The 20,322-nt window shown below is 70.6% G+C and carries 20 protein-coding genes and 1 pseudogene; 13 read left to right on the top strand and 8 right to left on the bottom strand.

Annotated elements, in window-relative coordinates; genetic code table 11:
- The first annotated feature begins 91 nt into the window (after positions 1-91).
- The 3 genes from ACTWPW_RS33705 to ACTWPW_RS33695 are packed head-to-tail and all read left to right on the top strand — an operon-like array spanning position 92 to position 3,173.
- Positions 92-1,390 (top strand): ABC transporter substrate-binding protein, encoded by a 1,299-nt coding sequence (locus ACTWPW_RS33705; RefSeq protein WP_443170975.1) that lies wholly within the window; start codon positions 92-94, stop codon positions 1,388-1,390.
- The gene (locus tag ACTWPW_RS33700) at positions 1,387-2,322 is read left to right on the top strand and encodes a carbohydrate ABC transporter permease (protein WP_443170974.1); all 936 of its coding nucleotides are present in this window, start codon (positions 1,387-1,389) and stop codon (positions 2,320-2,322) included. Before ACTWPW_RS33705 ends, ACTWPW_RS33700 begins: the two co-directional genes overlap by 4 nt.
- Positions 2,319-3,173, top strand: a complete 855-nt coding sequence (locus ACTWPW_RS33695) for a carbohydrate ABC transporter permease (RefSeq protein ID WP_375119078.1) — start codon at positions 2,319-2,321, stop codon at positions 3,171-3,173. Before ACTWPW_RS33700 ends, ACTWPW_RS33695 begins: the two co-directional genes overlap by 4 nt.
- Before the next feature lie 61 nt (positions 3,174-3,234).
- Here ACTWPW_RS33695 and ACTWPW_RS33690 read toward each other — a convergent pair whose 3' ends face one another.
- The 4 genes from ACTWPW_RS33690 to ACTWPW_RS33675 form a co-directional block, all read right to left on the bottom strand.
- Complete coding sequence (locus ACTWPW_RS33690; protein WP_443170973.1) at positions 3,235-4,176, bottom strand: hypothetical protein; 942 nt, start codon at positions 4,174-4,176, stop codon at positions 3,235-3,237.
- A 127-nt stretch (positions 4,177-4,303) separates the two neighbouring features.
- Positions 4,304-5,011, bottom strand: a complete 708-nt coding sequence (locus ACTWPW_RS33685) for an RDD family protein (protein WP_443170972.1) — start codon at positions 5,009-5,011, stop codon at positions 4,304-4,306.
- A complete protein-coding gene (locus ACTWPW_RS33680; protein WP_375119075.1) occupies positions 5,008-5,394 on the bottom strand; it encodes a PadR family transcriptional regulator in 387 nt (128 codons plus the stop codon). Before ACTWPW_RS33680 ends, ACTWPW_RS33685 begins: the two co-directional genes overlap by 4 nt.
- A gap of 431 nt (positions 5,395-5,825) precedes the next feature.
- Positions 5,826-5,987, bottom strand: coding sequence for a hypothetical protein (locus ACTWPW_RS33675; protein ID WP_443170971.1), 162 nt, complete (start codon positions 5,985-5,987; stop codon positions 5,826-5,828).
- Positions 5,988-6,021: 34 nt separating this feature from the next.
- On the opposite strand from ACTWPW_RS33675, the gene ACTWPW_RS33670 reads away from it, so the two are divergent.
- Positions 6,022-7,251, top strand: coding sequence for a sensor histidine kinase (locus ACTWPW_RS33670; RefSeq protein WP_443170970.1), 1,230 nt, complete (start codon positions 6,022-6,024; stop codon positions 7,249-7,251).
- Between the two features lie 144 nt (positions 7,252-7,395).
- Here ACTWPW_RS33670 and ACTWPW_RS33665 read toward each other — a convergent pair whose 3' ends face one another.
- Positions 7,396-8,607, bottom strand: a complete 1,212-nt coding sequence (locus tag ACTWPW_RS33665) for an MFS transporter (RefSeq protein ID WP_443170969.1) — start codon at positions 8,605-8,607, stop codon at positions 7,396-7,398.
- Between the two features lie 165 nt (positions 8,608-8,772).
- The gene (locus tag ACTWPW_RS33660) at positions 8,773-9,399 is read right to left on the bottom strand and encodes a TetR/AcrR family transcriptional regulator (RefSeq protein ID WP_443170968.1); all 627 of its coding nucleotides are present in this window, start codon (positions 9,397-9,399) and stop codon (positions 8,773-8,775) included.
- Positions 9,400-9,499: 100 nt separating this feature from the next.
- Between ACTWPW_RS33660 and ACTWPW_RS33655 the strand changes: the two genes are divergently transcribed.
- The 7 genes from ACTWPW_RS33655 (at position 9,500) to ACTWPW_RS33625 (ending at position 18,120) form a co-directional block, all read left to right on the top strand.
- A complete protein-coding gene (locus tag ACTWPW_RS33655; protein WP_443170967.1) occupies positions 9,500-10,765 on the top strand; it encodes an FAD-dependent oxidoreductase in 1,266 nt (421 codons plus the stop codon).
- A gap of 17 nt (positions 10,766-10,782) precedes the next feature.
- Positions 10,783-12,390, top strand: coding sequence for an FAD-dependent monooxygenase (locus ACTWPW_RS33650; RefSeq protein WP_443170966.1), 1,608 nt, complete (start codon positions 10,783-10,785; stop codon positions 12,388-12,390).
- Between the two features lie 1,140 nt (positions 12,391-13,530).
- Positions 13,531-14,064, top strand: coding sequence for a 2,4'-dihydroxyacetophenone dioxygenase family protein (locus tag ACTWPW_RS33645; RefSeq protein ID WP_375119069.1), 534 nt, complete (start codon positions 13,531-13,533; stop codon positions 14,062-14,064).
- Positions 14,065-14,096: 32 nt separating this feature from the next.
- A complete protein-coding gene (locus ACTWPW_RS33640; protein WP_375119068.1) occupies positions 14,097-15,344 on the top strand; it encodes an MFS transporter in 1,248 nt (415 codons plus the stop codon).
- Positions 15,341-16,378, top strand: coding sequence for a 2,3-butanediol dehydrogenase (locus tag ACTWPW_RS33635; RefSeq protein WP_443170965.1), 1,038 nt, complete (start codon positions 15,341-15,343; stop codon positions 16,376-16,378). Before ACTWPW_RS33640 ends, ACTWPW_RS33635 begins: the two co-directional genes overlap by 4 nt.
- A complete protein-coding gene (locus ACTWPW_RS33630) occupies positions 16,375-17,094 on the top strand; it encodes an SDR family NAD(P)-dependent oxidoreductase (RefSeq protein WP_443170964.1) in 720 nt (239 codons plus the stop codon). The genes ACTWPW_RS33635 and ACTWPW_RS33630 overlap by 4 nt, the downstream gene beginning before the upstream one ends.
- A 51-nt stretch (positions 17,095-17,145) precedes the next feature.
- Positions 17,146-18,120 (top strand): helix-turn-helix domain-containing protein, encoded by a 975-nt coding sequence (locus ACTWPW_RS33625; protein WP_375119065.1) that lies wholly within the window; start codon positions 17,146-17,148, stop codon positions 18,118-18,120.
- 110 nt (positions 18,121-18,230) lie between these two features.
- Here ACTWPW_RS33625 and ACTWPW_RS33620 read toward each other — a convergent pair whose 3' ends face one another.
- Positions 18,231-18,377 (bottom strand): hypothetical protein, encoded by a 147-nt coding sequence (locus ACTWPW_RS33620; RefSeq protein WP_443170963.1) that lies wholly within the window; start codon positions 18,375-18,377, stop codon positions 18,231-18,233.
- A gap of 22 nt (positions 18,378-18,399) precedes the next feature.
- Between ACTWPW_RS33620 and ACTWPW_RS33615 the strand changes: the two genes are divergently transcribed.
- Together ACTWPW_RS33615 and ACTWPW_RS33610 are read left to right on the top strand one after the other, a co-directional pair.
- Complete coding sequence (locus tag ACTWPW_RS33615; RefSeq protein WP_443170962.1) at positions 18,400-19,173, top strand: MerR family transcriptional regulator; 774 nt, start codon at positions 18,400-18,402, stop codon at positions 19,171-19,173.
- Positions 19,170-19,691: a GyrI-like domain-containing protein gene (locus ACTWPW_RS33610; protein ID WP_443170961.1), complete on the top strand. Its 522-nt coding sequence runs from the start codon at positions 19,170-19,172 to the stop codon at positions 19,689-19,691. The genes ACTWPW_RS33615 and ACTWPW_RS33610 overlap by 4 nt, the downstream gene beginning before the upstream one ends.
- Before the next feature lie 453 nt (positions 19,692-20,144).
- Here the strand turns inward: ACTWPW_RS33610 and ACTWPW_RS33605 are convergent.
- Positions 20,145-20,322 (bottom strand): annotated as a pseudogene (locus tag ACTWPW_RS33605) (silent information regulator protein Sir2); the annotation flags it as partial.

The following is a 20,322-nucleotide window of genomic DNA, read 5'->3' as shown; positions in this document are numbered from 1 at the left end:
TTCATCGGCATTGCACGGCGTCCACCGGAAATGCCGGGGCGGGCATCAAGAGTGGCCGCCTTCCCATCCAAGGCTTCCAGAGGCGAGGACCATGGGTACGACATTCACAGCACGCGGCGCCCGCCGCCGCACCATCATCGCGACCGCGGGATCATTGGCGATCGTCGGGGCGCTTGCCCTGGCAGGCTGTTCGTCATCCGGCGAATCCACCAGCACCGGGGACGCCGGACTGACCTTCCTGAACCAGTCGCGCGGGCAGGAGGCCGCGCTCACCCAGCTCGCGCAGCAGTACACCGAGAAGACCGGCGTCAAGATCACCATTGACACTCCCGGACCGGTCGACTATCTGCCCAAGCTGCAGGCGAAGGCGCAGTCCAGATCCATGCCCGACATCTATTCGTCCTTCGACGCGTCCCAGATGGCGCCGTTCTACAAGGCCGGCTGGGCGATGGACCTTTCCGCCGAGCTGAACGCCGGCTGGAGCAAGAACTTCAGCCCCGCCGTGCTCAGGATGTCGACGTTCCAGGAGGGCAACAACCTCGGGGTCAAGCCCGGCATCTACTCGGTGCACTGGGAGACGCAGACGTACGGCTTCCTCATCAACCCGGCGCTGACCGGAATGTCGGCGGAGAAGCCGCCGGCGACGACGACCGAGTTCATCGACGCGCTCGCCGCGAAGAAGGCGAAATTCTCCATCGCGGCCTCTCAGACGCCGAACATCATCCAGGGCCTCGCCTCGAACTGGCTGACGGACGCCGAGATCGAAGCGACCCTCAACGGGAAGGCGAGCTGGAAACAGGACGGCTGGCGCAACGCCTTGCAATTCCTGCTCGACCTGAAGAAGGCCGGCGTCCTCGCCGACGACTCCATCCCCGGCGGCCAGGACGACCACCCGAACGTGGAGTCGTCCTTCTTCACCAAGTCGATGGGCGCCATCTTCGACGCCGCCCCCGGCATCGCGGTCGGCCTCAGGACGAACCCGGAATTCGACGACTACTTCTCCACCGGGCTCCCCAAGGCTCCCGGAAGCGTCCACGACCCCCGCTCGCCGGGAATCCCCGGGAAGGGCGCGGTGATCAACCCGAGGGGCAAGCATCCCAAGGAGGCGCTCGCGTTCGTGAAGTGGCTGACCGAGCCCGCCCAGCAGGCGGTGTTCGCCAAGACCGCCCGCATCCTGCCCAGCAACCCGGAGCTCCTCGCCGGCACGGACATCCCCGGCCAGCTCGCGGGCTTCGCCGCCGGGGTGAAGACCATGCAGGTCATGTCGACGACCTTCACGCCGGACGTGATCACCGCGATCAGAGCGGAGTCCCAGCGCCTGGTGCTGGGCGAGACGACGGTGGACGAAGCACTCACCACCATCCAGGCGGCGCAGGACCGTACGTCATGACGACGCAGCACCTCGCGATTCCCGCACGGCGTCCATCTCGGGCGCCGCGCGGGAGGCGCGCTCTCCGGCGCAACCTGATCGGCTGGCTGTTCCTGGCGCCGGCCGTCGCGCTCGTCGGGATCTTCACGATCACGCCGTTCGCGCAGGCCATCCTGCTGAGCTTCCAGTCGTGGGACGGCGTCAGCCCCGACACCCCATGGGTGGGGCTGGACAACTACGACTTCGTCGCCTCCGACCCGATCTTCTGGGCGTCCATGCGCAACGTCCTGTTCTTCGGCGTCGTCGGTTTCGTCGTCGGCAACGGAGTCGCCCTGGGCATGGCGCTGGCCGTCAACAGCGTCACCCGGGGCAAGACGTTCTTCCGCACCGTCTTCTACCTGCCGGGCGTGCTGTCGGTGGTCGTCGTCGGCCTGCTGTTCTCCTTCATCCTGGCCCCCGGATCCGGCATCCTCAACCGGCTGCTCGGCCTGGCCGGTCTGGGCGCGCTCCAGCAGAACTGGCTGGGCGACCCGGCCGTCGCGCTGCCCGCCGTGGCGGCGGTGTTCGTCTGGTTCCACTGGGGGTTCGGCTTCCTGCTCTTCCTCGCGGGGTTGCAGGACGTGCCGAAGGAGCTGTACGAGGCCGCCGAGCTCGACGGCGCGAACCGCTGGTCGAAGTTCCGGTACGTCACCTGGCCGCAACTGGCCCCGGTCACGTCGATCGTCAGTCTGCTCACGCTGCTCGCCGCGCTCCAGATCTTCGGGACCGTGCAGGTGCTGACCAACGGCGGACCCGGTCACCACACGATGGTGCCGACCCTCGCGATCTACAACGAGGCGTTCGTCAACTGGCGTTACGGCAGTGCCGCGGCCATGTCGGTCGTCTTCGGCGGCGCACTCGTGCTGCTGTCCGTGGTCCAGCTCGCGATCACCAGGCGGAGGTCCCGCGTATGAGCAGCCAGATGTCCACCGCTCCGGCACGACGCAGGATGCCCCTCCACAAGGTCGGACTGTACGGGCTGCTGGGCGTCGCCGCGCTGATCGCGCTGTTCCCGCTGCTGTGGATGGTGTCCGGATCCCTCCAGAGCCTCACAGAGCTGCTGTCGAACAAGAGCTTCCTGCCCGCCGACCCGCAGTGGCACAACTACGTGACCGCATGGGTCCAAGGAGAGCTCGGCGTCTACCTGCGCAACAGCGTGCTCTACACGGGATCCGCCGTCATCGGCATCCTGCTGGTGTCCAGCCTCGCCGGGTACGCGCTCGCGCGGCTCGACTTCGCGGGCAAGGGCGTGTTCACGTTCGTCATCCTCGCCGTCATGATCATCCCCGCACCCGCCATGTTCCTCGCCCAGTACAAGCTGCTCATCTCGCTGAACCTGACGAACAACCCCGTCGGCTACGTGCTGATCCTCATCACCTCGGGCATCCCGATGTCCACGCTCATCATGCGCAGCTTCTTCGTCAGCCAGCCCCGCGCCCTGGAGGAGGCGGCCGCGCTGGACGGCGCCGGCCCGCTGCGCGTCTTCTGGAACGTGATCCTCCCGCTGGCCCGGCCCGGCCTCGCCGCCGTGGCGGTCATCCAGGGGCTGGGCGCCTGGAACGAGTACCTCATGGCGCTCGTCCTGTTCGAGGACAACTCCCTCATGCCGATCCAGCGCGGCCTGACCGCCTTCACCTCGGCCGAGACGCCACAGCAGCAGATCCTCCTCGCCGCCACCACCATCTCGATCGTGCCAGTCGTGATCTTCTACCTGATGGCGCAGCGGCACATCGTGAAGGGCATCGGCGCGGGCGCGATCAAGTAGGCCGGGCCGCCGGCGTCGGCGGCCCGGGGACATTCCCGTTGCAGAGGTCCTCGAGGAGTGGCTATGCGGGGTGCAGAAGCTCCTTGCGCCTGGTCAGCAGTTGGGAGCGCTCGGCCAGCAACTGGGCGTGGCGCGCCTTCAGGTACGCCTCGGTGCCGCGCACCCACTGCGCCAGCTTCGTCACCTCGGCCCTGGTCTTCTCGATGCGCTGGTGCTTGAGCACATCGCTGATGATGTTGTCGAAGAAGGCGTCCACGAACCACCGCGTGTCCACCTTGGGCATCACCGGCCGGGCCGCGATCCCGGTGTCGGCCAGCTCGCGGGCGAAGACGTCCAGAGCCCGCTGGGCATGCCAGGCGGCCTTGTCGGCGCTGGTCAGCTTGTCGTGCTCGAACGCGTCGGCGAGCAGGCCGCCGCCGAACACGTCGAAGGTGGAGGCGTTCCTGGCGGAGCCGAGGAAGCGCAGCACGACGCCGAGCGCCTCGTGCGCGCCCTGCCCCGCCTGGCGGGCCTCCGCACATTCGCGCAGCTCGGCGCTCGACCGGTCGATCGCGGCGCCGAGGTCGGCCAGCTCACGCGCCCGCGGATCGCCGCTCCGGATGAGCTGCTGCTCCTTCTCGGCCAGCAACTGGGCATACTCCCGGGACGCGGGGTCGAGCACGGCCAGCTCGGCGGCGGCCGCCGCCGCATCGGCTTCGAGCTGCGCCAGTCGGGCGCGGTGACCGTCCACGCGTTCCCCGGCCACCACCGCCTCGGCGCGCTCGCGCTCCAGCCGCTCCTCGCGGTTGCCCAGCATGCGGGCCAGGACGGCGGACAGCCCGCCTTCCAGCCGGGCGACGTCACGCTCCTCCTTGGCCAGCTCGAACTCCAGATCCGCCAGGGTGCCGCGGACGTCCTCGATCTGTTGCGCGGTGGCCTCACGCAGGCGCCGGACGTGCTCGGCGCGGTGCATCCTGGCGGCCGCCTCGCGCAGCCGCTCGTCAAGCTCCGGGGAGAGGGTCACGCAATGACGACGAACGGGCCGGACCGGACGTTCCACACAGCTCCCCGAGCGATGGTCATCTGGGGCGGGTTGCCGACGGACGCGGAGGAACCAGCCCACCGCCGCGCGCCGTAGGGGACGGCGAGCTTCATCGCGCCGCCCGCACGACCTTGGTCCCGGTCAGGAGGTCGAGCACCCGGCGCCGGTCCCCCCACACGAAGGGCAGCCAGTCCAGCCAGGCGGCCGGTCCCAGCACCACGCTGAGCCGCCGTACGATGCCGCTGGCCGGGTGGATGCGCAGCCCGGCCTCGGTCACGACGCACAGTTTCAGCAGGCGCTTGCCCGGGGTCGCGCCGGTCCAGGCCTCCACCATCCCGAGGCCGACGATCGACCAGAGCAGGGCGAGCGGCACGCCCAGCGTGTAGAGGAGCCCGGCGTAGTCGTAGACGCCGGCGTCGCAGAGCACGGGCGGCCCGACGCTCACGCAACCGTCACCGATCTTGGCGTACACGAAGGGCGGGAACGCCAGCGCGAAGCCGTTCCCCAGTTCGGCGATCCGGGAGATCCCCGTCGTCAGCAGCGCCAGCGTGACGCCGACGAGCGGTATGTTGTCGATCACGACCGCGGCCAGCCGCGCGCCGATGGGAGCGGGCGGTGCGGATCGTAAGTCGGAGAAGGTGGCCGCCGCCTGTCTCGGGGGGCCGAGCCGGCTCAGGGCATGGTCCAGCTCTCCCGCCTCGGCCGCGTCGGACAGGTGCGCGCCGAGCTCCGCCTTCGCCTTGTCTCTGGCCGGACCCATCAGATGGCGCCCGACCCGCTCCGTGTAGTCGTCGATGATCTCGTGCTGGTCGCTCATTCCTGCACCTCGCCAAGTGTGTCGAGGAGCTGTCGCATCCCGTCGACCAGGCTGCTCCACTGGGCGCGCAGCATGGCGAGGTACGTGCGACCCTCCGGGGTGATGACGTAGTACTTGCGCGGCCTGGCCCGCCCCTCCGCTTCCCAGGTCGCCAGAATGTGGCCGGAATCCTCCAGCCGGTGCAGCAGCGGATAAAGCGTGCCCTCCTTGACCTCCAGGACTCCCTCGCCCGTTTCCCGCAGCACTTTCAGCAGCTCGTAGCCGTATCGACGGCGAACGCCAAGGACGGACAGCACGGCCAACTCGGTCGTGCCGCGGGCGAGCTCGCGATGCAGACGAGCGATGGCCGCCGATCCCGGCGGCGCCTCGGCGCCCTCAGACATAAGACCACGGTACGACCCGATACCTTGCATGGCAAGGTATCGGGTTGCGCCGAGCGATCGTTTCCCGCCCGTCCAGATGGGCTTACACGTGGAAGGCAAGCGGCTCGCTCGGCAGTTGCCCGTTTCCGTGCAAAACGTCGGCGCGCAGGAGGGGGGAGAACAAGACTTCGGCGCGTTCGCCATTCTTTGCGCGGCCGGCGACGGTGTGCTGCGAGCCCGGGACATCCCCCGGCCGTCGCGCCGCTGCCGCGAACTCCTGGGCCGGGCGTCCGCCCAGGGGGCACAGCTCGTGATCTTCTCTGAGATCTTCGTCGGCGGCTACGCCACAGGCTACAGGCTTGTTTCCGCTGGTCAGGGGAAGCTGCATGGGGAATGGAGCGGCCCGGGACCACCGGGACGGGGGTGGCTGCTGTGCAAGAGGTGCCCAATGGTCAGGAGCAGCAGCACGCCGTGCGGGAGCTGATCCGGCGGGTCGTGCGCTTCGGATCGCGGGTAGGTGCGCGTCTCAGGCGTGTGGGGTGGTCCACGTGGTCCATCCGGGCGCGGGTGACGATGCTGGCCACCATGGTGGCGGCGGTGCTGTGTGTGCTCACGGCATGGCTGATACTGGATCACCGACACGATCGTGTGACGGACCATCGGCTCAGGCACCTCTACAGCGCGGACCTGGAGATGTTGCATCGGTTCGCGCACCACGCTCCGCCGCCGGTCCTGCACGTCTGGGAAGTGGCCGCGATGCAGTTCGTGGATCGTGCCGGGCGGGTGGTGTCGGCGAGCGGCCGGTTCCAGGGCCGGCCGCGGATGGCCACGTTCGTGCCGTCGCGGCGCCACTCGGCCATGGATCGGCGGCTGTGTGACGTGCCCGGGTTTCCCGGCCAGTGCATGATGATCGCGGCGATGTGGGTTCCCGCCCTCGGTGGCGACCTGATCGTCTACAGCGCGCTGCCGGTTCCTCCGTGGTACGTGAGCCAGGAGCTGGCGGCCCGGCTCCTGGCCGGCTCGGCGCTCTGGCTGGCCATTGTGGCGCTGGGGACGTATCACCTCGTCGGCCGTACCTTGCGTCCAGTGGAGGACATGACCGCCGAGCTCGCCGAGATCACCGTGACCGACCTCGGGCACCGCGTGCCCGTCCCGGCGCATCACGACGAGATCCGCTACCTGGCCACCATCGTGAACCACACCCTGGAACTGCTGGAGGGAGCCGTGAAACGCGAGCGGCGCTTCACCGCCGAGGCCTCGCACGACCTGCGCACCCCGATCACCGGCGCCATCCTGCGACTGGAGGAAGCGCTGATGGACCCGAACGCGGTCGACTGGCCGCGCATGGCCAAAGACCTGCTCAGCGACGTCGAACGCCAGCAGGCGATCGCCGAGGACATCCTCACCCTGGCCCGCCTGGACGCCGACCGGACAGCCCAGCACCAGCGCACCGACCTGGCCGAACTCGTCCGCACCGAGCTTCGGCGCCGCACACCGGGCCGCGTCCCGATCCGCACCGGCCTGGCGCCGGACGTGGTCGTCTCCTCCGACCGGCTGCTGCTGTCCAGGCTGCTGGCCAACCTGCTGGACAACGCCCAGCGCCACGCCGCCACCGCCGTCACCGTCGCGGTCCGGGCCGAGGACGACACCGCGGTCCTGGCGGTCTTCGACGACGGCGCCGGCATCGCTCCCGAACACCGCGAGATCGTCTTCGAACGCTTCGCCCGGCTCCCGGAGTCACGCGAGCGCGACCAGAAGGGCACCGGCCTGGGCCTGGCCATCTGCCGCGAGATCGCCCACACCCACCGAGGCACCCTGACCATCGAAGACCCCGGCCAGGGAACGTGCTTGGTGCTGCGCATGCCCTTGATGAACTGATCGCCGCCATCGTTATCTGGGGTTGTCGAGCGGCCCGAACCTCCACCGCAACGCGGGCACATCCCTTCGGCCCTCCATGACCTCCACCACGCTCCCCGCCCCACGAGGGAGCAGGCCCTCAACAGATCCCTGTTCCAGGTTCGCTCAGCGTGGTGGCGCAGGCTCGGCGACGAAGCCCTCCGTCTCGACCGTTGCCCGGAGCCGTGCGAGGAGGAGCAGCAGCCATGCCACCCCGCTGAGCACGGCGCAGACGAGCAGGGCTGCTTGGTAGCCGAGGGCATGGGAGATGCCGCCGGCGGCGATGCCGGACACGAGGGAGCCGGCCGTCGCGGTATTGGCGAACAAGGTGGTGGCCCGGCCCGGGGCGGCCGGCAGTAGGTCCTGCATGTGGCTGATGCCCAGCGCGCCCACGACGGCGATGGCGACGCCTCGGGCGATGTGAATGAGCACCAGCGCCACGATGCCGGTGAACGCCGCCACGAGCGCGAAATAGACAACCATGAGCCCCATGCCGATCAGGATCACGCGGCCCCTGCTCCAGCGAGGGGGCAACAGCAGCAGGGCGAGCGCCGCGGGGATCTCCGCCGCCGCGCAGACGCTGAACATCAGTCCCACCGCACCGGCCGAGCCGTGCAGCACCTGCGTGACGTACAGCGGTAATGCCACCGCGCCCGAGAACATCGCGACGTGGAACAGGGCGAAGCCGGCGATCGACAGGGCCACGGTCCGCGAGGTGAGCGGCCGATCCGTGGCCGCCTCGACGGGTGGGGACGCCTGCGGCGGGTGGGCGTCGAGCCCTAGCACGGCCACGACCACGAGGCAGAACCCGCAGGCCGTGACCCCGAGCAGCCAGGAGTAGCCGGCCCCGGCCACGAGCGCACCTCCCGCCAGGGGGCCGATCGCCCAGGCCAGCGACCACGCCGAGCGCAGGATGGGCGTGCCGCCGCCCGGCCTGGCCGTCGTCCCGTCCGTGTGGCTCCTGGCAAGCGCGAAGAGCTGCGGGAACACCGCAGTGCCCGCGCCGAGCAAGAGCACGCCGATGAGGAGCACCAGCGGATACGACGTGGTCACCACGAGCAGCAGATACCCCGTCCCCGCCAGGGAGGCGGCCAGCACCGCCGGCCACCGGCCGGGGCGGCGATCGTAGCGACGGCCGAGCCAGACGCTGGCAGCCATGCCGCTGACCGCTGTCAGGGAGATGAAGACGCCGATCTCGAGCACAGACAGCTGCAGGCGGTCGGCGCCGAACAGCACGAGGTACGGCCCGATCATGGACTCGGTGATGCCGAGCAGCATGACGGCGATCAGGAGAGCGATGAGCCGGCGCCGCGGTCCGGATGCAGGAGTTGACCCCATCCGCATCGCGCTACCCGCTGCCCCACTCGTCTACGCATGCCCTCCTGGAGCCTACGACGGCCCCGGCGGCCATCTGGGGTGGTCAAGCGTTCCGGGAACGCGCCGGCCCAGGCCGGGTACGTCGTGGCGGACGGCTCACGCACCGGTTCGTCAAGCCGTACGCACTCACGTCCGACCCTCCGGTCGGCCGGGCTCGGTGAGCAGGGGCATGAGGACGGCGTCCACGATCCGGGACAGCTCCGCGGCCGCGGGTGGCTCGCCGGTGAGCAGGAACGTCTGGATGACCAGGGCGGGGCCGGTCCGGGCGATCAGCGGGAGCTCCGCGCCGGCCTTGATCTCGCCGCGCGCGGCGGCTCGGTGCAGGATGGCCTCGACGAGGCGCAGCCGCGGTTCGACGACCCTGGTGCCGAACGCCTGCCTGAGCTCCGGCTCGCGGAGCAATTCCAGCATGACGTCGAGGCCGGGACGAGTCATCTCGCCGGCCAGAGCGTCGGACATGATCGTGAGCGCGGCGATCAGGTTGTCCCGGGCGGAGTCGGACGCGGTGATCTCGCGGGGTTCGGGCAGTGCGTGGAGCAGGGCGTCGAGGACGAGGTCCTTCTTGGACGGCCAGCGCCGGTAGAGGGCGGCCTTGCCGGTCTGCGCGCGTCGCGCCACGCCCTCCATCGTCAGGCCGTTGTAGCCGAGGGTGGCGAGCTCGCCCAGGGTCGCCCGGTAGATCGCCCGTTCCAGCACGGCGCCGCGGCGGCGGCTCTGTGTCGCTGTCTGCTCCTGGGTTCCGCTGTCGGCCATGGCCGCAATAGTAGACGCTTGCGTCTCCAATCTTGCGATGGCTACCCTGCTCCCAACATAAGGAACGCTGACGTCTACTAAGGCGAAGGGGTGATGCGGAGTGACTGAACCGACGACGACGGCAACCGTGTGCGTGGCCGGATGTGGCCCGGCCGGCGCCGTCCTGGGGCTGTTGCTGGCCCGGGCGGGGGTCGAGGTGGTGGTGCTGGAGAAGCACGCCGACTTCCTGCGCGACTTCCGCGGCGACACCGTCCACCCGTCCACCCTCGACGTTCTGGACGAGCTGGGGCTGATCGACCGGTTCCTGGCGTTGCCGCACCACAAGGTGTCGACAGTCGGGTTCGTCCGCGACGGCCGCCGGCTGGACGTGGCGGACTTCTCAACCCTTGGCCTGCGATATCCCTACATCGCGTTCGTTCCGCAGTGGGACCTGCTCCACCTGCTGACCTCCGAGGCAGCCCGCCATCCCCACTTCCGCCTGCTCATGCGGGCCGAGGCATACGACGTCGTGCGGCAGGACGGGCGCGTCACCGGCGTGCGCTTATGCGGCCCGGACGGCGAGCACGAGGTGCGGGCCCACCTGACGGTGGCCGCCGACGGCCGGCACTCCGCGGTGCGCCGGGCGTCCGGCCTGCGTCCGCGCGAATTCGGCGCGCCGATGGACGTGCTGCAGTTCCGGGTCTCCCGCCGCGCCACCGATCCGGACGAGGGCTACCACCTGCGCATGGCCGCGGGAAAGTCCGTCGCGGTGATCAACCGGGGCTCGTACTGGAACATCGCCTACATGATCCGCAAGGGCGGCCACGACGACCTGCGAAGAGCCGGGATCCAGGCACTGCGCGACGATGTCGCGAGCCTGGTCGGCTTTCTCGCCGACCGGGTCGGCGAGGTGACCGGCTTCGACGACACCCGGTTCCTGGAGGTCCGGCTCGACCGGCTGCGCCGCTGGCACGCGCCGGGGCTGCTGCTGATCGGCGACGCCGCCCACGCCATGTCGCCGATCGCGGGGGTGGGCATCAACCTCGCGGTGCAGGACGCCGTCGCCGCTGCCAACCTCCTGACCGGGCACCTGCGACGGGCACAGGCGAAGGGTGAGCCGGTCCCCGACCGGGTGACCGCCGCCCTGCAGCGGCGCAGGTGGGCGCCCACCGTGGCGACCCAGGCGCTGCAGCGTGGCGCCCAGCGGTTCGGCATCGATCGCGCGCTCCGCGCCCAGGCCGAGCCGCCCGACTTCAGCGCGATCGCCCGGCTACCGTTCGTGCGGGCGCTGATGAGCCGCCTGCTCGGCGTGGGCGTCCGGCCCGAGCACGTACGCGTCCCGCCCATGCCGCCAGACGGTCAGAGCGTCGAGGGACAGGGCCGATGAGGGGCGGTGGCGCTGCCATGCGCACCCAGGTGCTCGTCGTCGGCGCGGGGCCGGCCGGGCTGGTGCTGGCCGCGGTGCTCGCCGACCACGACGTGGACGTCACGATCGTGGACGCCAAAAAGGGGCCGGACACCCACTCCCGCGCGGCCATCCTGCACGTGCGCACGCTTGAGCTGCTCGACCGGCTGGGCCTCGCCGATCGGGCGGTGGCGCAGGGGGTGCCGATGACCGGAGTCGAGATCTTCGAACGGGGACGCCGGGCAGGCGGCTTCCCGTTCGCCGGGCCGTGGGCCCGCACGCCGTTCCCGTACGCGCTGGGCCTGGAACAGGACCGCACCGAACGGCTCCTGCTCGAGTGGCTGGCCGAACGCGGCCACGACGTCGCCTGGAACACCGAGTTCGTCGCTCTGGCCGAAGGCCCGGACGGGGCGCGGGCGACCGTGCGCAGGGCGACCGGGGAGCACGCCACCATCGAGGCCCGGTGGGTGGTGGGCGCGGACGGCGCCCGCAGCATGGTCAGGCACGCCCTCGGCCTCGCCTTCGCCGGCCGGACCTACGACCAGACCGGCCTGCTCGCCGACGTGGACCTCGCCTTCCCCGCCGGCTCAGGCCCGGCTGCGGGCACGCTGCGCCTCGATCTGACCCGCGACGGCTTCGTCGGCCTGTTCCGCCTGGCCGGCGGCCGGTACCGGCTCTTCGGGACCGTCCCGCCCGGCCTCGCCCCGCCGGCCCGCCGCGCACCCGGAGCCCGGGGCGAGGTCTCCCACGAGCCCTACGGCGACGTGCCCCTCTCCCAGATCCAGGACTGGTTCGACACCTATTTCCGCCTTGACGCCCGGATCACCGCCGCCCCGTGGACCGCTCTGTTCCGGGTGCACAGCAGGATCGCCGGACGGTTCCGGGCCGGCGACGCCTTCCTCGTCGGCGACGCCGCGCACATCCACAGCCCGGCCGGCGGGCAGGGCATGAACCTGGCCGTCGGCGACGCGTTCAACCTCGGCTGGAAGCTCGCGCTGGTGGCGCGCGGGCAGGCGCACGAGCGGCTGCTCGACTCCTACGAGGCCGAGCGCCGTCCGGTCGCGGTGGCGGTGCTGCGCGGCTCCGACCGCGGCTTCGCGCTCGAGACCCTGCGGCACCCGGCCGCCCGCTGGATCAGGTCCCACCTCGCCGGTCGTCTCATCGGACCGCTGACGCGGCTGCCCGCGGCCCGGTCCGCCGTCTTCCGGCTGTTCTCGCAGACCTGGATCGGCTACCGGGGCAGCCCTGCCGTCGCCGGAACCTCGGGCAGGGGGCCGCGTTCCGGCGACCGGGCGCCGTACGGCCGTGTCGGCTCCACCGGCGGCAGCCTGTTCGACGTCATCGGCGGCACCCGGCACCACGTGCTGCTGTTCGAGGGTCCCGAACCCGGCCCGGCGGCCGCACACCGGAAGCGGGTCGAGGACATGCTCCGCCGCCACCCGATCGACGTACGCGTCCACACCGTGCCCGCGGCGGAGACGGCGCTGCACGCGCTCTACGGCGCCCGCCGGCCTCGCCTGTTCCTGATCCGGCCCGACGGCCACATCGCGTACGCCGGGTCCCCCGACGAGACCCGCCGCTTCGCCGCCTACCTGGACTGCCTCTGAGCGTCGGCCGTACATCCGCGACCGCACCCTGGAGGGCCACGAATCCGCCCGCGCCCGCGGCAAGACCATCGGCGGCGCCCGCGTCCATGGCTCTGCCCCTGCGCATGCTGCGCGACCACGACCAGCAGATCGCGATCTGACCGGCAGGGCCCGTCAAGGCCCGGGGGACGACTGAACGCGGGAGCCGATCCCGTCCCGCCAGAAGCTGAGCCCTGCCCGGCCGACCGACGAGGACGACCGCTGGGCACTCAGCCGCCCCTCATACATGACGACGCCATCGTCATCGAAGACCGGTTCGCCGGGCTCCACACCCAGCCCCTCACCGTGATCTGCCGACTGCCGGTCACCAGCGTGGTGATCGAGGAGGCGAAGACCTCGACTGGCACGCCTCTGGGCGGTGCCGCCTTCGGATTCCACGGGCTGCACCTCACGACCGAGGCCGTCCGCTTTCGGTGAACTGCTGCTGCGCGGAGGCCTTTGGGGCGACCGGCGGCTCGTCCCCGCGCGAATGGGTGGAGCTCGCGACCAGACGGCACATCGACGGCCTGCCGTTCGAGGACGGGTCGGACGACGTCGACTTCAGCTGCGGCTACGGCTACGGCTACCAGTTCTGGATGTCGCGTCACGGTTACCACGGTCACGGTGCCTTCGGCCAGCAGTGCGTGGTGGTCCCGTCGCACGATCTCGTGGTCGCCCAGGGGCAGGCCCAGGACGTGCTCGACGCCAGTTGGGAGTGCCTGCTGCCCAGCGTGGACCACCCGGGAGACACCCGGGACGACGAGATCCTCGCCGATCGGCTGCGGCGGCTGTCACTCGCGCCGGTGCCAGGTTCGGCCGCCCCGGAGCGGTCCGCCAAGGCGAGACTCGACGCCTCCGCCGAGGATTCGGCTCTGCCCGACGGAACCACGATGATCGTCGATCCCGTGGAGGGTGGATGGCTCCTGCGGCCGAGGCTGCCCAGGTGCTGGTGGCTGCTCTTGGTCTGCGGCTCGGGACCGTGCCGGGCGGGGCCGAGCCTGGTTGTGCCGGCCGCCGGTGGATGTCCGGAATATGCAAGCGGCCAGGTCTTCCACGGGAAAGACGGCACCGGCCCCTCCAGGATTCACTTCCGGGAAACAAGCGACGAAAGGGGCCGTTCACATGCCCGACATGCCTACCGGAGAGTTCTGGAAGGACCTCAAGCCGATCGAGAACTCCTTCCGCCCCGACGCCCTCCCCGAGGTCTACCTGTCCAATGTCGCCACGGACGACGACCGCTACTACGTGCCGTTCACCGAGACCGTCGGCTCCCGGCCGTTGTGGATCAACGTCAAGGACAACAGCTGGGCCGACATCCTGCGGGCCAAGGAGGCGGGGCTGGTCAACCGGCACTACCACCCGCACGAGGTGTTCGCGTACACGATCTCCGGCAAGTGGGGCTACCTGGAGCGGCCCTGGACGGCGACCGCGGGCGACTTCGTCTACGAGGCCCCGGGCGAGGGTCACACGCTGGTCGCCTACGACAGCGACGAGCCGATGAAGACGTTCTTCATCGTCAAGGGCCCGCTCATCTGGCTGGACGAGCACGGCGACCCCGACGGCTTCTTCGACGTGCACGACTACATCAAGATGTGCCGCGAGCACTACGAGAAGGTCGGGATCGGCGCCGACTACGTCAACTCCCTGTTCCGCTGAACCCCGGCGCACCCCCTCGAAGTGAGAACGTCATGACTGACACCACCGCGGCGCCGGACGCCCGCGCGGCCGACCGGTACGAGATCCGCCTGCTCGTCATCCTCTTCCTGTCCTTCGGTTTCGTCTTCTTCGACCGCCAGGCGCTGTCGTTCCTGGCGCCGTACATGGACAAGGACTTCGGCCTGTCCAACGCCGAACTCGGCACCCTGTCCGGCGTGCTCGCGCTCACCTGGGCACTGGCCGGCATGTTCGCCGGCCGCCTGTCCGACGCGCTCGGCCGGCGCAAGCCGATTCTGATCGTGGCCGTGGTGCTGTTCTCGCTGTTCTCCGCCTCGTCCGGGCTCATGGGCGGATTCGCCGGGCTGCTCGTGGCGCGGGCGCTGATGGGCACGGCCGAGGGCGCGGTGCTGCCGATGGCGCAGTCGCTGATGGTGGAGGCGTCCAGGGAGAGCCGCCGGGGCCTCAACATGGGCCTGCTGCAGGGCTCGTCGGCGGGACTGCTCGGCGGCATCCTGGCGCCGCTGGTCGTGGTGTGGATCGCGGAGACCTACGACTGGCGCGTCGCGTTCTACGTCACGATCATCCCTGGGCTGGTCATGGCCGCGCTCATCTGGAAGTTCGTGCGCGAGCGGTCTCCGCGAACGCAGGCCGACGCGCCCCACGCGGCGGCGGTCAGGGTGCCGCTGGGCGAGGTGCTCAAGCTGCGCAACATCGTCGTCTGCATGCTCATCGCCTGCTGCTACCTCACCTGGTTCGTCACCATCATCACCTTCACCCCGACCTACCTCACCGAGGTCAAGGGCTTCAGTCCCGGCACGATGAGCGGCGTCATGACCTGTTTGGGAGTGGCGTGGGTGTTGTGGGGATTCGTGACTCCGGCCATCTCCGACCGGATCGGACGCAAAGCGGCTCTGATCGGGTTCACGGCGCTGGCGGTGTGCTGCCCGCTCGCCGTGGTCTACGTCGAGAGTCCCGTGCTGCTCGGCGCGATCATGGTGGTCACCTACACCGGGCTCGGCTGCTTCACGCTGTTCATGGCCACGATCCCGGCCGAGACGGTGCCGCGCGGAGCGCTGGCCACGGCGCTCGGCGTGATCATGGGTGTGGGCGAGCTGGCCGGCGGCTTTCTCGGGCCGATGGTCGCGGGCTGGGCGGCCGACCAGTGGGGGCTGCAGTCCGCGATGTTCATCGCCGCGGGTGGCGCGCTGGTGGTGGTGGCTCTGTGCTTCGCGCTAAAGGAGACGGCTCCCGCCGTGCTGCGCCGCCGGGCGGCCGCATGAGAGCGGCGATCTGGTACGGGGCCAAGGACGTCCGCGTCGAGGACGTGCCCGTGACGTCTCCTGGGCCGGGCGAGGCGACGATCGAGGTGGCCTACTGCGGGATTTGCGGCAGCGACCTGCATGAATACGCCGACGGGCCGCACGCCGTCCCCGTCGGCGAGGCGCACCCGGAATCCGGCGTGGCCGCGCCGCTCATCCTGGGGCACGAGTTCTGCGGCACCGTCACCGAGATCGGCAGCGGTGTCACCGGCCTCCTCCCAGGGGACCGGGTGGCGGTGGAGCCGCACTACCGGTGCGGTCGCTGCTCGCGGTGCCTGGCCGGGGAGTACAACATCTGCCGGCACTTCGGGTTCGCCGGGCTCATGGGACACGGCGGGCTGGCCGAGCACGCCACCGTGCCCGCGTACATGCTGCACCCGCTGCCCGAGCCGGTCTCCCTGGAGCAGGCGGCGGTGTTCGAGCCGGCCGCCGTCGCCCTGCACGCGGTGCGGCGGGCCGGGATCCGCCCCGGCGAGAGCGTCGCCGTCCTCGGCCTGGGCCCGATCGGGCTGCTCGTGACCCAGTTCGCCGCACGGTACGGCGCCGGGCGCATCGTCGCCGCCGACCGCTCTGCGGCTCGCCGCGAGATGGCCCGGCGCCTGGGAGCCACCGAGACCGGCGCGGACCTCGCCGATCTGGCCGGCGGCGAGGGGGCGGACGTCGCGTTCGAGGTGGTCGGCTCGGACGACACCCTGCGTGCCTGCCTGGCCGCCACCAGGCGGGGCGGGCGGGTGATGTTCCTCGGTCTCACCGGCACGGTCAGCGTGGACGCCTTCGCCCTGGTGAACAACGAACAGACGATCATGACCAGCGTGGGGTACCGCGACGTCTATCCGGAGCTGATCCGCATGGTGGCGGAGGAGGGCGTGGACCTGGCCGGGATCGTCACCTCCACCATCCCACTGGAGCACGTCGTACGTGACGGATTCGAGGCGCTGTTGCGCGGACGGGAGCAGGTCAAAGTGCTGGTACGACCTGGGGAGCAGCGCCGGTGAGCGGGGAGTTCGCGGGGCGGCGGGCGTTCGTGACCGGGGGCACCTCGGGGATCGGTGCGGCCACGGCCGTGCTCCTCGCCGAGTTGGGCGCCGACGTGACCGCGCTCGGCCTGCCGCCCGCCGACCCCGCCGACCTGCCCGGCCACCCGCGCGTCCGCGTGGTGGAACACGACGTGCTGGACCGCGCCGGGCTGACCGGCCTGCTGTCCGCGGGCGAGCCGCTGGATGTCCTGGTGAACTGCGCGGGCGTCAGCCACGACCGCGAGGAGTACGACCTGGCCCGCTGGCAGCGGGTCATCGAGATCAACCTCACCGCCGTCATGGTCGCCTGCCAGGCCGCCCGCCCGTCCCTGGCCGAGAACGGCGGCGCCATCGTGAACGTCTCGTCCATGTTCGCCTTCTCCGGCAGCCGGGACCGGCCCGCCTACAGCGCCAGCAAGGGCGGCGTCTCCCAGCTCACCAAGTCGCTGGCGGCCGAGTACGCCGCCGACGGCATCAGGGTCAACGCCGTCGCGCCCGGCTTCGTGCTCACTCCGCTGGCCCGGGGCGTGCTCGACGACCCCCAGGCCACGGCCCAGGTCCTGGCCCGCATCCCGGCCGGGCGCCTCGGGCAGCCTCACGAGGTCGCCTCGGTGGTGGCGTTCCTGTGCTCGGCGGCGGCCTCGTACGTCACCGGCGCGGTCGTCCCCGTGGACGGAGGCTACCTGGCGGTGTGACCTGTCACCTAAGCTGAGTTCCCCTGACATGCACGCACATCAGGAGGTCGCATGTCCGCCCTCTCCGTGATCTCCCGAGCCACCACCGAGCACGTCGAACCTGCCGAGCGCATCCATTACTGGGAGGACTACAACCGCAGGGCGCTGGTGGGCCTGTCCTGCACCTCCTACTCCGAGCATGGTCTGCTGGCGAGTCAGACCAACATCGAGCTGGGCGGGCTGCGCCTGGCCGAGATCGCCGGCAACGCCCACGCCATCGAGCGCAGCCCGCAGACGGTCAGGTCGACGCCCAAGGATTCGGTGTTCGCGACCCTGCTGGTCAAGGGCGAGGCGGTGTTCCTGCACGAGAACGGCTGCCTCGCGGCCACAGCCGGCGAGCTGGTCGTCTACGACACGCGCAGGCCGTATCTGTTCGGGTTCTCCTCCTCCATGCGGCAGATCCTGGTGGACGTGCCACGTGACCTGTTCGCGCAGGCGTGCGTGGGAGGCGGGTTGCCCGGGCCGATGCTGTTCGGGCGAGGCACGGCGCGGGAGGGCGCGCTCGTGGCGGCGCTGAGCTCCCTGCTCGGCGGGCTGGCCGCCTTGCGTGACAGGCACGATCCCGGTGACGCCGAGCGTGCCGTGCTCGACCTGCTCGGGCAGCTCGCCGAGGAGCGTACGGGCGGGCGGACGGGGCCCGACGCCTACCGGTCGCAGCTCATCGTGGCCGAGGACTACATCGAGCGCCACCTGCACGACCCCTGTCTCGGAGCCTCTCAGGTGGCCGGGGTCATGGGCATCTCCGTACGGCATCTGGCGCGGATCTTCGAGTCGGCCGGCAGGTCGCCGGCGCGGTACATCATGGAGCGGCGCCTGGTCCGGGCGCATCAGGAGCTCACCGGGCCCGGGGCGCGGCAGACCACGATCGCCGACGTCGCGCACCGGTGGGGGTTCTCCAGCCAGGCCCACTTCGCCCGCCTCTTCCGCGCCAGGTTCGGCCTCACCCCGAGCGAGGCCCGCGGGGAGACGACGAAGCCGATCGCGTAAACGGAAGAGACACGCCTCACCCAGCGCGAGCTGCGCGGGCAAGGTTCGCCCACATGAGCCTGGGCGTGTCCGGCATCCGGTCGCGAATCCGAACGCCCCGCCCGCCCCTCTCAGGTCGGGCAGTCGGTGCGGCCGGCGCCGGCCAGGAAGACGGCGAGCGAGACGCCGGTGATGCCGGTGATCAGGTGGTGCCCGCATTCGGCCCCTCCCCCGTCGTCCGCAGGGTGTGGAAGATCTCCAGCTGGACTCTCCCACATGGGGAGACCCCATGATGAGGGCATGGACGAGGAGCTGATGCCGATCGGGCAGTTCGCCAGGCTCGGTCGGCTGAGCATCAAACAGCTGCGGCACTACGCCGAGCTCGGCCTGCTGGTGCCCGCGTACGTGGACGAGCACACCGGATATCGCTACTACCGGCACGAGCAGGCGCGCGAGGCGCTGTCGATCGGGCTGCTGCGCTCGCTCGACGTCCCGCTCGCCGTCATCGCGCAGGTGCTTTCCGACAGGCCCGGTGTCCTGGAGCAAGTGCACGAGTGGCTGGAAGCCGAGCTGGCCAGGCGCCGATCGACGCTGGCCGCACTCGAGCGCGTCATGACGGAGGGCCTGCCGTCCACTCCCGTTACGGTGGTCACGGAACCAGTGCGGCGCGTGGCGGTGGCCACAGCGACGGCGGCGGACCCGTCAGACGTCGGCCGGGCCACCTCGGCTGCCATCGCCAGGCTGCGGGCTGCATCGTCGGCCGCCGCTGCCGAGCTCATCGGCCTGTTCCCGCTCGACCTCGGCGAGCCCGTCACCGTCACCGTCGCTCTGGTCAGCGAGGAGCCGGTAGCGGGGGCCGAACTCGACGTGCTGCCAGGCGGCCGGTTCGCCAGCGCCACGCACGTCGGCCCGTACGGCCAGATCGGGCTGACCGCGCATGCGCTGCTGTCCTGGTGCGCTGAGCGTCGCCATCCCGTCCACGGTCCGATCCGCGAGGTGTACGTGTCCGACCCGGCAACCACCCCGCCCGATCGGCTGATCACCCATTTGATGATTCCTTTGGAGGAGCTATGACACCGCAATTGGTCCACTGCGACCCCGTCACCTGCCTCAACGTCACCGGCATGGGCGAGCCCGGCGGCACCGAGCACGTCTCGGCCATCGGCGCCTTGTACGCCGTGGCGTCCGTCATGGGCGGCCCGGCCGGCCCGCTGGAGGGCCGTTGGTGGGTGGAGGACACCTCTCGGCCGCCGCTGGAGGTGCCGCGCGATCAGTGGCGGTGGCATCTGCTGTTGTCGCTCCCTGACGTACCCGCGCCGGGGGTGGTCGAGGCGGCGCGTGAGCAGGCGCGCGCGTCCGGCGCGCCCGTCGACCGCGTCCAGGTGGTCATCTTCACCGAGGGCGAGTGCGTGGAGTTGCTCCACGAGGGGCCCTACAGCGAGGAGAAGGTGTCGCTCGACGTGATGGAGGCCTTCATGGCCGAGCACGGTCTGGTGCGCAACGGGCTGCACCATGAGATCTACCTGACCGATTTCACCGATCCTGAGCCCAAGACGATGCTCAGGCAGCCGGTGGCGCGCGCCGCCGGATGATTGGCCCGTCGGTCCCATGGGGGCAGGGCTGGGCGAAACGCCCCGGCGTGCTCCTGTTCGTCACCAGCGGATGACCACCGGTGGAAACACGTGTCCTATCCCGCAAGTCGCGACATCCGATCGTTGGCACAACCGGTGTCGGCGTGGCCCAGGACAGCAGGGAGAGTGCACAGGCCGGCGCAACCGCTGCAGTGCGATGTCGGAGATGCCGTCAGCCTGAGGCAGGGAGAGCTGCGCGGTAGTGTCGGGCCCTGACCAGGCGAAGCACAGCGCGTGCGATCCTCAGGCGTTGGCGTTCCTTGGCCTCCACACCGCCACCTCTCCTCTGCCTCGTCAGCGGGGTCAGAGCTTCGGCGCCGGGTGGGTGCGACGGCCGCCGTGGTGGTGGCGGCCGTCGCGCTGGTGGAAGGCTCCGACTGTTGGCGTGCTGCGGTGGTCGGGCGGCGGTGGCTGTTACGGCGTGACCGGTGTGCCGCCGAAGGTCACGATCAGTCGGCCGTCCGCGGCGAAGGACCAGGCCAGGGCGCCGGTGTAGGAGGAGCAGCGGGAGCCGTTCGAGCCGGACCAGAACTGGTTGGAGCTGTCGGCGTTGCCGATGATCCTGTCGTTCGACCCGCTGTCGCAGGAGGTG

The sequence above is a fragment of the Nonomuraea sp. KM90 genome (assembly GCF_052246675.1).
In the GTDB taxonomy this organism is placed as follows: Bacteria; Actinomycetota; Actinomycetes; order Streptosporangiales; family Streptosporangiaceae; genus Nonomuraea.
Note: the sequence above shows the minus strand (reverse complement) of the source record. Positions and strands in the feature narration are given on the sequence as shown.

Excerpts from the sequence above, each read along its gene's own strand:
- ACTWPW_RS33645 (WP_375119069.1), top strand. The coding sequence starts at position 13,531 with ATGCCCGACATGCCTACCGGAGAGTTCTGGAAGGACCTCAAGCCGATC.
- ACTWPW_RS33665 (WP_443170969.1), bottom strand. The coding sequence starts at position 8,607 with ATGGGGTCAACTCCTGCATCCGGACCGCGGCGCCGGCTCATCGCTCTC.
- ACTWPW_RS33700 (WP_443170974.1), top strand. The coding sequence starts at position 1,387 with ATGACGACGCAGCACCTCGCGATTCCCGCACGGCGTCCATCTCGGGCG.
- ACTWPW_RS33680 (WP_375119075.1), bottom strand. The coding sequence starts at position 5,394 with ATGTCTGAGGGCGCCGAGGCGCCGCCGGGATCGGCGGCCATCGCTCGT.
- ACTWPW_RS33650 (WP_443170966.1), top strand. The coding sequence starts at position 10,783 with ATGCGCACCCAGGTGCTCGTCGTCGGCGCGGGGCCGGCCGGGCTGGTG.
- ACTWPW_RS33610 (WP_443170961.1), top strand. The coding sequence starts at position 19,170 with ATGACACCGCAATTGGTCCACTGCGACCCCGTCACCTGCCTCAACGTC.
- ACTWPW_RS33685 (WP_443170972.1), bottom strand. The coding sequence starts at position 5,011 with ATGAGCGACCAGCACGAGATCATCGACGACTACACGGAGCGGGTCGGG.
- ACTWPW_RS33695 (WP_375119078.1), top strand. The coding sequence starts at position 2,319 with ATGAGCAGCCAGATGTCCACCGCTCCGGCACGACGCAGGATGCCCCTC.
- ACTWPW_RS33640 (WP_375119068.1), top strand. The coding sequence starts at position 14,097 with ATGACTGACACCACCGCGGCGCCGGACGCCCGCGCGGCCGACCGGTAC.
- ACTWPW_RS33615 (WP_443170962.1), top strand. The coding sequence starts at position 18,400 with ATGGACGAGGAGCTGATGCCGATCGGGCAGTTCGCCAGGCTCGGTCGG.
- ACTWPW_RS33705 (WP_443170975.1), top strand. The coding sequence starts at position 92 with ATGGGTACGACATTCACAGCACGCGGCGCCCGCCGCCGCACCATCATC.
- ACTWPW_RS33620 (WP_443170963.1), bottom strand. The coding sequence starts at position 18,377 with ATGTGGGAGAGTCCAGCTGGAGATCTTCCACACCCTGCGGACGACGGG.
- ACTWPW_RS33625 (WP_375119065.1), top strand. The coding sequence starts at position 17,146 with ATGTCCGCCCTCTCCGTGATCTCCCGAGCCACCACCGAGCACGTCGAA.
- ACTWPW_RS33660 (WP_443170968.1), bottom strand. The coding sequence starts at position 9,399 with ATGGCCGACAGCGGAACCCAGGAGCAGACAGCGACACAGAGCCGCCGC.
- ACTWPW_RS33635 (WP_443170965.1), top strand. The coding sequence starts at position 15,341 with ATGAGAGCGGCGATCTGGTACGGGGCCAAGGACGTCCGCGTCGAGGAC.